Origin of the sequence: Variovorax cryoconiti, assembly GCF_051216395.1 — a bacterium.
GTDB lineage: Bacteria > Pseudomonadota > Gammaproteobacteria > Burkholderiales > Burkholderiaceae_C > Variovorax.
The window spans coordinates 240,086-250,764 of the sequence record NZ_JBPJZI010000006.1; the positions used below are offsets into that span (position 1 = coordinate 240,086).

The following is a 10,679-nucleotide window of genomic DNA, read 5'->3' on the forward strand; positions in this document are numbered from 1 at the left end:
GGCCACGAGGGCAAGGGGCAGGGCGGAGTTGCATCGAGGATAGCATGCGCACCCGTGCGAAATGCCCGCGAAAGACGCCTCAGCGACCCGCAAACAGCGCACGCACGCGGGCCAGGTCTTCCGGTGTGTCGACGCCTGGTCCCGGGCTGTGGTCGCTGATGTGCACGACGATGCGGAAGCCATGCCACAGCGCCCGCAACTGTTCGAGCGCTTCGGTGGTTTCGATGGGCGCTGGCGGCAACGTCGGAAACTGGCGGATGAAGCCTGCGCGGTAGCCATAGATGCCGATGTGTCGCAGCGCTGCCGGCCCCGCCGGCACGGCGGGCCCGTCGTTGGACGCACGACCGTCGCGCCACCAGGGAATCGGCGCGCGGCTGAAGTACAGCGCAAAGCCGCGCGCGTCGAGCACCACTTTCACCACGTTCGGGTTGCCGAAGTCGGCGGACGTATCGATCGCGTGCGCGGCGGTGCTCATGGCGGCTTCCGGCTGCGCGGCCAATTCGGCGGCTACGGCATCGATCAGCGCCGGGTCGATGAGGGGTTCGTCGCCCTGCACGTTCACGACGACCGCGTCGTCCGGCAGCGCGAGCCAGGTGCAGGCCTCGGCCAGGCGATCGCTGCCGCTCGGGTGGTCCGTACGCGTCAGCAGGGCGTCGATGCCGTGGGCGGCGCAGGCATCCACGATGCGCGCATCGTCCGCCGCGACGACGACGCGCGAGGCGCCGGACGCCAGCGCGCGTTGCGCCACGCGCACCACCATCGGCACGCCGCCGATGTCGGCGAGTGGCTTGTCGGGCAGGCGCGTGGACGCGAGGCGCGCCGGGATCAGGACGGTGAAGGCCATCAAAGGCCGAGTTCGTCGTCCGACAGCGTGCGTGCTTCGTTCTCGAGCAGCACGGGAATGCCGTCGCGCACCGGGTAGGCCAGCCGCGCGCTGCGCGAGACCAGTTCCTTTTTCTCGGCGTCCCAGGTCAGCGGGCCCTTGGTCACGGGGCAGACGAGCAGTTCAAGAAGCTTGGTGTCCATCGAGCGATGATAGCTTTGCATCGAGCGCCGCCAGGAAGGCGGGTGCCGGCTCGAAGCGCAGCGGTATCGCGAGCGCGTCCGGCTGTCGGCGCCAGAGCTTGAGTGCATCTTTCTCAGTGCACAGCACGGTGGCTTCGCCTGCGGCAACCCATGCCCAATCGTCGAAATCGTGGTGGTCAGGCAGGGCGACGCAGCGCGTCGGCGCCAGGCCTTTGTCGCGCAGCATCTGGAAGAAGGATTCGGGCTTGGCGATGCCGGCCACGGCGATCATCGGTCGGCCGACCAGCCCTGCGAGCGGCACCGTGGCACCGTCCGCAGACAAGGCCGATTCGGCCAGTGAGCGTCTCGCCGTGAAGCCGGCGAAGGCCGGCTGCGCGCCCGTGTGCAGCACCAGATCGCAGGCCCGCGGCCAGGGCTCGCGCAAAGGCCCGGCCGGCAGCAGCCAGCCGTTGCCGATGCCGCGGTCGTCGAACACGCAGACTTCGACATCTCGCGCCATCGCCAGATGCTGCAGGCCGTCGTCGCTGACGATCACGCGGACGTCCGGATAGGCCGCCGTCAGCGCGCGCGCGGCGTCGATGCGCCGAGCCGCGACGAACACGGGCACGCGGGTCGACCGGCGGACCAGCGCCGGCTCGTCGCCGACATCGCGCGGGTCGCTGTCGTCGCGCACCTCGCGGCAATCGGTGGTGCGGCGGCCGTGGCCGCGCGAGATCACGCCGGCCGGCACGCCGCGGGCGCGCAGGTGCTCAACGATGGCCATCACGACCGGCGTTTTCCCCGCACCACCGGCGACCACGTTGCCCACCACCACGACCGGCACGCCGGCGCGCTCGGTGCGCAGCCAGCCCACGCGATACAGCGTGCGGCGCAGCGCCGCGAGCAGTCCGAAGCATCGTGACAGCGGCCACAGCAGCCGCGCGACCGCGCCCCGTTCGAGCCAGGCGCGCTGCAGCTGCAAGTCAGCGCCCTGCCTGGGCGGCGGATTGCGTGGCGAAGGTGATCTGCACCATGCCGGCCCGGCGCGCGGCCTCCATCACGGTGATCACGGCCTGGTGCGCGGCGCTGGCGTCGGCGCTGATGATGACGACGCTGTCCTTCGTGCCGCCCGCCGCCGTGAGCGCAGCGGCGACCGTTTCGACACTGCGGTCGGGCAGGACGTTGCGGTTGATCGAATAGCGACCGTCGGCCGACACGGCGACGATCACTTCCTTGGGGTAGTCGCGTTGCGGCTCGGCATCGGCCACCGGCAGGCGCAACTGCATCTCGGTGAACTTGCTGTACGTGGTCGACAGCATCAGGAAGATCAGCACGACCAGCAGCACGTCGATGAACGGGATCAGGTTGATCTCCGGCTCGTCGCGCGCGCCGTGGCGGAAGTGCATGCGGCCGGGCTTCATCGCGGGCTCACTTGCGCAGCGCGTTGAGATGCCGCGCGAAGCGCTCGCCGGCCAGCTCGAGGTTCAGCAGGTATTCGTCAACCCGCGTGCGGAAGTAGCGCCAGAAGATCAAGGTGGGAATGGCGACGATCAGGCCGAAGGCGGTGTTGTAGAGCGCGATCGAGATCCCGTGCGCCAGTTGCGCCGGGTTGCCCGAACCCACCGCGCCGCCGGCCGGCGACTGCGAGCCGAAGATCTCGATCATCCCGATCACGGTGCCCAGCAGGCCCAGCAGCGGCGCGGCCGACGCGATGGTAGCGAGCGCGGGGAGCCAGCGCTCCAGGCGGTGCGCCACCGTGCGGCCGGAAGCTTCCATGGCGGCGCGTACATCTTCCTCGCTGCAGCGCGGGTTGGCATTCAGCGCTCGAAACCCGGCGGCGAGCACTTCGCCCAGCGCCGAATTCTTTTCGAGCTTGGTCACAACGTCGGGGCCCGGCACCGCGTTGCGCGACACATTGATGGCCTCGTCCAGCAACTTGGGCGGCAGGACACGCGCCGTCTTCAGGCTCGTGAAACGTTCGATCACCAAGGCCAAGGCCAGCACCGAACAGGCGAGCAGCGGCCAGATCGGCCAGCCCGCAGCAACTATGATGGAAAACAAAAAATCCTCCGGCCCATGGATTGCAAATGCGCGGCGATTATCACCGAGTGCCGCACGAGAAACCGCTGCTGTCGCTGTCAGCGACGACGCACAGATTCTGTGGATAACTTTGTGATTAACTGCGTTGGCAAGTAGTCCACACCCGCATGAACAGGGCGTCGCATTAGGACGATCGAATTTTGAGCAGCAGTTTATCTATTGAAATCAACGGCTTGCACCACAAGCCGTGCCTCCCTGAGGCGGGTGTGCGGGCGGGCAACGTGCACATGGCGCACTGTGGAAGAGTGGCTGTCGTCGCGAGCATTTCGCTGTGATCGATGCCGAGATGTCACGGGGTGTCGCGCCGCGCGTGTGGGCGGTTGGCGCCTTGTGCCATGCGGTCGCCGACGCGCTCGACGCGCGCTTCAACCCAGTCACCGTACAGGGCGAGATCTCCGGCTTCTCGCGTGCGGCCAGTGGTCACTGCTACTTCGCGCTGAAGGACGCCTCCGGGCAACTGCGTTGCGCCATGTTCCGACGCGCCGCCAGCCTCGTGGACTTCTCGCCGCGCGATGGCGACCAGGTCGAGGTGCGCGGGCGACTCGCTGTCTACGAGCCCCGCGGCGACCTGCAACTGGTGGTCGAAAGCCTGTCGCGCGCAGGGCAGGGCGCGCTCTTCGAGCAGTTCCTGCAGCGCAAGGCCAAGCTCGAGGCCGAGGGGCTGTTCGACCCGGCGCGCAAGCGGGCCCTGCCGACCATGCCGCGCGCCGTCGGCGTGGTGACGTCGCTGGGCGCCGCGGCGCTGCACGACGTGGTGACTGCCCTGCGCCGGCGGGTGCCGCACATCCCGGTCGTGCTGGCGCCGTCTGCAGTGCAGGGTGCCGGCGCCCCCGGTGAACTGGTGCGCGCGCTGCAATCGCTCTGGGCGTCGCCACAACCCGTTGACGTCATCCTGCTGGTGCGCGGCGGCGGCTCGATCGAAGACCTGTGGGCCTTCAACGACGAGACCCTGGCGCGCGCCATCGTGCAGAGCCCCGTGCCCGTGGTGTGCGGCGTCGGCCATGAGACCGACTTCACCATCGCCGACTTCTGCGCCGACCTGCGTGCACCGACACCGACCGCGGCGGCGGAGCTCGTGTCCGCGCCACGCGATGTCTGGCTGGGCGCGCTGGACCTGATCGAAGGCAAATTGAATGACGCCCTCGGTGCGCGGCTCGACCTGCTCGGTCAACGGCTGGACCTCGCCGCCGGCCGGCTCGGGCGACCGTCGTCTGTCGTGCTGCGACAGCAGCTGCGGCTGGCGCGGGAGGCGCAGCGGCTGCGCTATGCCGTCGCGTCGCAGCATCAGCGGCTCGCGCAGCGGGCACGCGCCGCAGGTCAAGGCTGGCCTGCCCTGTGGCAGGGCGGCCTGCGCCAGCAGCGCGAACGCCTGGACCGTCTGGACGCGCGATTGCGCCTGCTGGACCCGGCGCAGGTGCTCCAGCGCGGCTACGCGTGGCTGGTCGACGCGCAGGGACATGCCGTGACCAGCACCACACGCATTGCTGCGGGCGATGCGCTGTCCGCGCGACTGGCCGACGGCAGCCTCGATGTCCACGTCGACGCCGTGCGCACGCGGCCCCCGCCGACGCGGGGCGCCTGAATCCTTTCTAGAATCCCCTCATCCCACAACCAACCCACGAGCCAAGAATATGGAACACGTCCTTCCTCCTCTCCCGTACGCCCTCGACGCACTCGCGCCCGAGTATTCGAAGGAAACGCTCGAGTACCACTACGGCAAGCACCACAACGCTTACGTCGTGAACCTGAACAACCTGCAAAAGGGCACGGAGTTCGAGAGCATGACGCTCGAGGAGATCGTGAAGAAGTCCAGCGGCGGCATCTACAACAACTCCGCGCAGATCTGGAACCACACCTTCTTCTGGGACTGCATGAAGCCGCAGGGCGGCGGCGCACCGACCGGTGAACTCGCCAAGGCGATCGACGCCAAGTGGGGCAGCTACGACGCCTTCAAGGAAGCCTTCGTGAAATCGGCCGTCGGCAACTTCGGTTCCGGCTGGACCTGGCTCGTGAAGAAGGCCGACGGCACCGTCGACATCGTGAACACCGGCGCAGCCGGCACGCCGCTGACCACCGCCGACAAGGCACTGCTCACCGTCGACGTATGGGAGCATGCCTACTACATCGACTACCGCAACCTGCGCCCGAAGTTCGTCGAGACCTTCCTGGCCAAGCTGGTCAACTGGGACTTCGCCCAGAAGAACTTCGCTTAAATTAAGTCAGGGCCTCGCGCTCAAGACGCTCAGAGAAAGCCGGCTGCGCGCCGGTTTTTTTTCGTCTCGACACCGCGCACTGCGGCGTCAGCGCCGGGCTTGGAAGGGCGAGCCGCCCAACTTGGCGTTCTTCTTGATGTTCTTTTTGGCGAACCAGCCCTGATTCATCTCCAGGACGAAGCGGACCGGCTCCTCCGAGCAATGCGATTCGAGCGCGAGCGGCTGCATGTCGACGATGTTGACGATGCGACCGTCGTCGGCCACGAACGCGGCCGACAGCGGCAGCAGCGTGTTCTTCATCCAGAAACACTGCGTCGACGGCTGCTCGAAGACGAACAGCATGCCTTCGGCCTGCGGCATCTCCTTGCGGAACATCAGGCCGATCTGTTGCTGCTGGGGTGTTTGTGCGACCTGTGCATCGATCTGGTACATGCCCGCCGCCAACTTGACGCGGGGAAGGTCCATCTGCGCCTCTTGCGAAAGCGCCGCGAAAGGCAAAAGGCACAGCGAGAGCAGGGCAATGACGCGGGAAAACATGGTGCGAAGAATTCGGAAATGAAAAGGAGAGATGAAAGCGTACCCAATTCGAGAGAGTTTGGCCTTCCAGCCGCAAAGACTTCGACGCGGGCGAAAAAAAAGCGTTCCGAAGAACGCTTCTTTTTTGGTGGCAGCCCAATTACTGGGGGGTGCCGCCCTGGGTCGACTTGCGCTTCACCGAGCCGTCCTTGTTGGTACGGCGCGCGTCACGCGTTTCAGCGCGCTTTTCGCCAGCGACAGCCGCCTTGTCGGTGCCGATCGCGCCGCCTTCGGGCACCTTGTTGATGTCGCCGCCAGCACCGGCCTTGACTTGACCAGCAGGCTTGCTGGCCACCTTGGCTTCGGCGCGGGCCTGGGGCTTGGTGTTGGTCACAGGCGCTTTTTCAGCCGTGGGGGTTTGGGCGTAGGCGCCTGCAGCAAAAAAACCGGCGATCAGGACTGCGAGAGCTTTGTTCATTTAGGAATTCCTCGAGGAGTTGAGTGATTACGCCTTCCGCCCAGCAGAAGGTCAGCAAACAACGAAGCCGCATCGACCGCGGTTGACACGGCTTTCGACATGATTGCTTGCGTCTAAAATTCTAAGGCTAATAAGAGCGGTTGAAGTCGCTTCGACCATCAAATGTCACCTCGGAGCAACTCCGCCCCATGTCGAGCTACCAGCACATTCAGGTTCCATCCGCCGGCCAGAAGATCACCGTCAACGCCGACAATTCGCTTCTTGTGCCGGCTCAGCCGATCATTCCCTTCATCGAGGGCGACGGCATTGGTGTCGACATCACGCCGGTCATGCTCAAGGTGGTCGATGCGGCCGTGGCCAAGAGCTACGGCGGCCGGCGGCAGCTTCACTGGATGGAGGTTTTCGCCGGTGAGAAGGCGACCCGGCTCTACGGCCCCGACGTGTGGCTGCCGGACGAAACCGTGCAGGCGGTGCGCGACCACGTCGTCTCGATCAAGGGCCCGCTGACCACGCCTGTGGGGGGCGGCATCCGCTCGCTCAACGTGGCGTTGCGCCAGGCGCTCGACCTGTACGTCTGCCTTCGTCCGATCCAGTATTTCGACGGCGTCCCGAGCCCGCTGAAGGAGCCGCACAAGACGAACATGGTGCTGTTCCGCGAGAACTCGGAGGACATCTACGCCGGCATCGAATTCGCGGCCGGCAGCGAGCAGGCCAAGAAACTCATCGCCTTGCTGCAGAACGACTTCGGCATCCAGAAGATCCGCTTTCCTGAAACGTCCGGCATCGGCATCAAGCCGGTCTCGCGCGAAGGCACCGAGCGGCTGATGCGCAAGGCGATCCAGTACGCCATCGACCATGACAAACCCTCCGTGACGATCGTGCACAAGGGAAACATCATGAAGTTCACCGAAGGCGCTTTCCGGGACTGGGGCTATGGCCTCGCTGCGAAGGAGTTCGGCGGCGAACTGATCGACGGCGGCCCCTGGATGCGGGTGAAGAACCCCCACACCGGCAAGTTCATCACCGTGAAGGACCGCGTCGCTGACGCCTTCATGCAGCAGATCCTGATGCGCCCGGCCGAGTATTCGGTGGTGGCCACGCTCAACCTCAATGGCGACTACCTCTCCGACGCGCTGGCTGCGCAGGTCGGCGGCATCGGCATCGCGCCCGGCGCCAACCTGAGCGATACCGTGGCGATGTTCGAAGCCACCCACGGCACGGCGCCCAAGTACGCCGGCAAGGACTACGTCAACCCGCTGTCGGAGATCCTGTCGGCCGAGATGATGCTGCGCCACATCGGCTGGAAAGAGGCGGCCGACCTGATCATCCGGTCGCTGCGCCAATCGATCCTCAGCAAGAAGGTGACCTACGACTTCGCACGCCTCATGGACGGCGCGACGCAAGTCAGCTGCTCCGGTTTCGGGCAGGTGATGATCGACAACATGTGACGCACGCCGCACGCGCAGCGTCGAGGCTGGCAAGCGGCGACAATAGTCGACGATCCGGCGGGCGCCGGTGACACACAGACCCAATGACATCAAGGATGCAGGCCGCATGAGCAAACCAACCATCATCTACACGTTGACCGACGAAGCGCCGTTCCTGGCGACGCAGGCCTTCCTGCCGATCATTCGTACCTTCACGGCACCCGCCGGTATCGACGTAACGACCAGCGACATCTCGGTGGCCGCCCGCATCCTGGGCCAGTTCCCGGAATCGCTCACCGAAGCGCAGCGCGTGCCCGACAACCTGGCCGAACTCGGCAAGCTCACGCTGCTGCCCGACACCAACATCATCAAGCTGCCGAACATCAGCGCGTCGGTGCACCAACTGATCGGCGCCATCAAGGAATTGCAGGCACGTGGCTACAAGATTCCGGACTACCCGGAAGATCCCAAGACCGACGAAGAGAAGGCGGTCCGCGCACGCTACTCGAAGTGCCTGGGCAGCGCCGTGAACCCGGTGCTGCGAGAAGGCAATTCGGACCGCCGTGCGCCCAAGGCGGTGAAGGAATACGCCCGCAAGAACCCGCACAGCATGGGCGAGTGGAGCATGGCTTCGCGCAGCCACGTGGCGCACATGAAGCACGGCGACTTCTATCACGGCGAAAAGTCGATGACGCTGGACAAGGCGCGGGACGTCAAGATGGAACTGGTCGGCAAGAGCGGCAAGACCACCGTGCTCAAGCCGAAGGTGTCGCTGCTGGCCGGCGAGATCATCGACAGCATGTACATGAGCAAGAAGGCGCTGCTCGCTTTCTATGAGCACGAGATGGAAGACGCCCGTGCGACCGGCGTGATGTTCTCGCTGCATGTGAAGGCCACGATGATGAAGGTGTCGCACCCGATCGTCTTCGGCCACGCCGTGCGCGTGTTCTACAAGGAAGCCTTCGAGAAGCACGGCAAGCTGTTCGACGAGCTGGGCGTGAACGTCAACAACGGCATGGTCGACCTGTACACCAAGATCGAGTCGCTGCCTTCGACCAAGAAGGAAGAGATCATCCGTGACCTGCACGCCTGCCACGAGCACCGCCCCGAGCTGGCGATGGTCGATTCGGCCAAGGGCATCACGAACCTGCACGCGCCCAACGACGTGATCGTCGACGCCTCGATGCCGGCCATGATCCGCATCGGCGGCAAGATGTGGGGCGCCGACGGCAAGCCGAAGGACACCAAGGCGGTCATCCCGGAGAGCACTTTCGCCCGCATCTACCAGGAGATCATCAACTTCTGCAAGACCAACGGCAACTTCGACCCGGTGACCATGGGCACGGTGCCGAACGTGGGCCTGATGGCGCAGCAGGCCGAGGAATACGGCTCGCACGACAAGACCTTCGAGGTGACCGAGGACGGCGTGGCGAACATCGTCGATCTCGCGACCGGCGAGGTGCTGCTGTCGCAGAACGTGGAAGCCGGCGACATCTGGCGCATGTGCCAGGTCAAGGACGCGCCGATCCGCGACTGGGTCAAGCTGGCCGTCACCCGCGCCCGCAACTCGGGCATGCCGGCCCTGTTCTGGCTCGACCCGTACCGCCCGCACGAAGCCGAAATGATCAAGAAGGTGCAGACGTACCTCAAGGACCACGACACCCAAGGCCTGGACATCCAGATCATGTCGCAGGTGCGCGCCATGCGTTACACGCTGGAACGCGTCATCCGCGGCCTGGACACCATCTCGGTCACCGGCAACATCCTGCGCGACTACCTGACCGACCTGTTCCCGATCATGGAACTGGGCACCAGCGCCAAGATGCTGTCGATCGTGCCGTTGATGGCCGGCGGCGGCATGTACGAGACGGGTGCCGGCGGTTCCGCGCCGAAGCACGTCAAGCAACTTGTGGAAGAGAACCACCTGCGCTGGGATTCGCTGGGCGAGTTCCTGGCCCTGGCCGTGTCGCTGGAAGACCTGGGCCTCAAGACAGGCAACGCCCAGGCCAAGATCCTGGCGAAGACGCTGGACACCGCCACCGGCAAGCTGCTGGACAACAACAAGAACCCGTCGCCCAAGACCGGCCAGCTGGACAACCGCGGCAGCCAGTTCTACCTGGCGATGTACTGGGCGCAGGAACTGGCCGCTCAGACGGACGACAAGGCGTTGCAGTCGAAGTTCGCTCCGCTGGCCGAGGCGCTCGGCCGCGGCGAAAAGAAGATCGTCGAAGAACTCGCGGCGGTGCAGGGTCAGCCGGCGGACATCGGCGGCTACTACCTGGTCGACGCCCAGAAGTGCGAGGCGGTCATGCGTCCGAGCGCCACCCTGAACGCGGCGCTCGCCTCGGTCGGCACCTGAGCACGAATCGCGGACGGACCGTGTGTCCATTCGCGAAAACACAACGCCCCGGCGCCTTCCCAGGCGCCGGGGCTTTTTCTTGCGTGTAAAACTTGGCTAAAGCGTCTTCTCGCACCCCTTGTTTTCTTCGTAACATGACGCCAGATCATCTGGCGTCGGCATGGTGCTTGCTCGCTCGATAGAATGAATTTCATGGCAACCCGAAACCCCTCGAAACCCGCCACGCCGCCGGCCCAGAAGCCCGCGGGAGGCGACGGCGATTCGGTCGTCCTGGAGCGCCGCCCGCAAAAAACCGCACCACCGCAGATGTTTCAGGTGGTGATGCTCAATGACGACTACACCCCGATGGAGTTCGTGATCGTCGTCATTCAGGAATTCTTCAACAAGGACCGCGAAACGGCGACCCAGATCATGTTGAAGATCCATCTCGACGGCCGTGGCATCTGCGGGGTGTATTCCCGCGACATGGCCGCCACCAAGGTCAATCAGGTGATGGAGGCAGCCCACCAGGCCGGCCACCCGTTGCAATGCGTCAGCGAACCGGTTGAATAAATCGCGCGCTGACCCATCTGAGTACTTAT

The 10,679-nt window shown here is 65.3% G+C and carries 12 protein-coding genes; 5 read left to right on the forward strand and 7 right to left on the reverse strand.

Going from position 1 to position 10,679, the window contains the following annotated elements:
- Positions 1 to 79: 79 nt before the first annotated feature.
- The 5 genes from kdsB to ACSFA2_RS17040 are packed head-to-tail and all read right to left on the reverse strand — an operon-like array spanning position 80 to position 3,066.
- A complete protein-coding gene (kdsB, locus tag ACSFA2_RS17020; RefSeq protein WP_435456491.1) occupies positions 80 to 844 on the reverse strand; it encodes a 3-deoxy-manno-octulosonate cytidylyltransferase in 765 nt (254 codons plus the stop codon).
- Positions 844 to 1,026, reverse strand: coding sequence for a Trm112 family protein (locus tag ACSFA2_RS17025; protein ID WP_262075405.1), 183 nt, complete (start codon positions 1,024 to 1,026; stop codon positions 844 to 846). The genes kdsB and ACSFA2_RS17025 overlap by 1 nt, the downstream gene beginning before the upstream one ends.
- Positions 1,007 to 1,987, reverse strand: coding sequence for a tetraacyldisaccharide 4'-kinase (lpxK, locus tag ACSFA2_RS17030; protein ID WP_435456492.1), 981 nt, complete (start codon positions 1,985 to 1,987; stop codon positions 1,007 to 1,009). Before lpxK ends, ACSFA2_RS17025 begins: the two co-directional genes overlap by 20 nt.
- A gap of 1 nt (position 1,988) precedes the next feature.
- Positions 1,989 to 2,411 carry an ExbD/TolR family protein gene (locus ACSFA2_RS17035; RefSeq protein WP_286646770.1) on the reverse strand — a complete coding sequence of 141 codons (423 nt, stop codon included), beginning with the start codon at positions 2,409 to 2,411 and terminating at the stop codon, positions 1,989 to 1,991.
- Positions 2,412 to 2,433: 22 nt separating this feature from the next.
- Entirely contained in the window at positions 2,434 to 3,066 is a 633-nt protein-coding gene (locus ACSFA2_RS17040; protein WP_286645922.1) for a MotA/TolQ/ExbB proton channel family protein, read from the reverse strand.
- 325 nt (positions 3,067 to 3,391) lie between these two features.
- On the opposite strand from ACSFA2_RS17040, the gene xseA reads away from it, so the two are divergent.
- Positions 3,392 to 4,687: an exodeoxyribonuclease VII large subunit gene (gene xseA, locus ACSFA2_RS17045; RefSeq protein ID WP_435456493.1), complete on the forward strand. Its 1,296-nt coding sequence runs from the start codon at positions 3,392 to 3,394 to the stop codon at positions 4,685 to 4,687.
- A gap of 49 nt (positions 4,688 to 4,736) precedes the next feature.
- Positions 4,737 to 5,318: a superoxide dismutase gene (locus tag ACSFA2_RS17050; RefSeq protein ID WP_435456494.1), complete on the forward strand. Its 582-nt coding sequence runs from the start codon at positions 4,737 to 4,739 to the stop codon at positions 5,316 to 5,318.
- Positions 5,319 to 5,405: 87 nt separating this feature from the next.
- Here ACSFA2_RS17050 and ACSFA2_RS17055 read toward each other — a convergent pair whose 3' ends face one another.
- Positions 5,406 to 5,855 carry a DUF192 domain-containing protein gene (locus tag ACSFA2_RS17055; protein ID WP_435456495.1) on the reverse strand — a complete coding sequence of 150 codons (450 nt, stop codon included), beginning with the start codon at positions 5,853 to 5,855 and terminating at the stop codon, positions 5,406 to 5,408.
- A 139-nt stretch (positions 5,856 to 5,994) separates the two neighbouring features.
- Positions 5,995 to 6,312 carry a cell envelope biogenesis protein TolA gene (locus ACSFA2_RS17060; RefSeq protein ID WP_435456496.1) on the reverse strand — a complete coding sequence of 106 codons (318 nt, stop codon included), beginning with the start codon at positions 6,310 to 6,312 and terminating at the stop codon, positions 5,995 to 5,997.
- A gap of 188 nt (positions 6,313 to 6,500) precedes the next feature.
- On the opposite strand from ACSFA2_RS17060, the gene icd reads away from it, so the two are divergent.
- The 3 genes from icd (at position 6,501) to clpS (ending at position 10,650) form a co-directional block, all read left to right on the forward strand.
- Positions 6,501 to 7,760: an NADP-dependent isocitrate dehydrogenase gene (gene icd, locus ACSFA2_RS17065; RefSeq protein WP_435456497.1), complete on the forward strand. Its 1,260-nt coding sequence runs from the start codon at positions 6,501 to 6,503 to the stop codon at positions 7,758 to 7,760.
- Between the two features lie 106 nt (positions 7,761 to 7,866).
- Positions 7,867 to 10,098, forward strand: a complete 2,232-nt coding sequence (locus ACSFA2_RS17070) for an NADP-dependent isocitrate dehydrogenase (RefSeq protein WP_435456498.1) — start codon at positions 7,867 to 7,869, stop codon at positions 10,096 to 10,098.
- A gap of 192 nt (positions 10,099 to 10,290) precedes the next feature.
- Positions 10,291 to 10,650 (forward strand): ATP-dependent Clp protease adapter ClpS, encoded by a 360-nt coding sequence (gene clpS, locus ACSFA2_RS17075; protein ID WP_435456499.1) that lies wholly within the window; start codon positions 10,291 to 10,293, stop codon positions 10,648 to 10,650.
- Positions 10,651 to 10,679 lie beyond the last annotated feature (29 nt).

Coding starts and splice junctions, on each gene's coding strand:
- kdsB (WP_435456491.1), bottom strand. CDS start 844: ATGGCCTTCACCGTCCTGATCCCGGCGCGCCTCGCGTCCACGCGCCTG.
- ACSFA2_RS17025 (WP_262075405.1), bottom strand. CDS start 1,026: ATGGACACCAAGCTTCTTGAACTGCTCGTCTGCCCCGTGACCAAGGGC.
- ACSFA2_RS17035 (WP_286646770.1), bottom strand. CDS start 2,411: ATGCACTTCCGCCACGGCGCGCGCGACGAGCCGGAGATCAACCTGATC.
- xseA (WP_435456493.1), top strand. CDS start 3,392: ATGTCACGGGGTGTCGCGCCGCGCGTGTGGGCGGTTGGCGCCTTGTGC.
- ACSFA2_RS17050 (WP_435456494.1), top strand. CDS start 4,737: ATGGAACACGTCCTTCCTCCTCTCCCGTACGCCCTCGACGCACTCGCG.
- ACSFA2_RS17055 (WP_435456495.1), bottom strand. CDS start 5,855: ATGTTTTCCCGCGTCATTGCCCTGCTCTCGCTGTGCCTTTTGCCTTTC.
- ACSFA2_RS17060 (WP_435456496.1), bottom strand. CDS start 6,312: ATGAACAAAGCTCTCGCAGTCCTGATCGCCGGTTTTTTTGCTGCAGGC.
- icd (WP_435456497.1), top strand. CDS start 6,501: ATGTCGAGCTACCAGCACATTCAGGTTCCATCCGCCGGCCAGAAGATC.
- ACSFA2_RS17070 (WP_435456498.1), top strand. CDS start 7,867: ATGAGCAAACCAACCATCATCTACACGTTGACCGACGAAGCGCCGTTC.
- clpS (WP_435456499.1), top strand. CDS start 10,291: ATGGCAACCCGAAACCCCTCGAAACCCGCCACGCCGCCGGCCCAGAAG.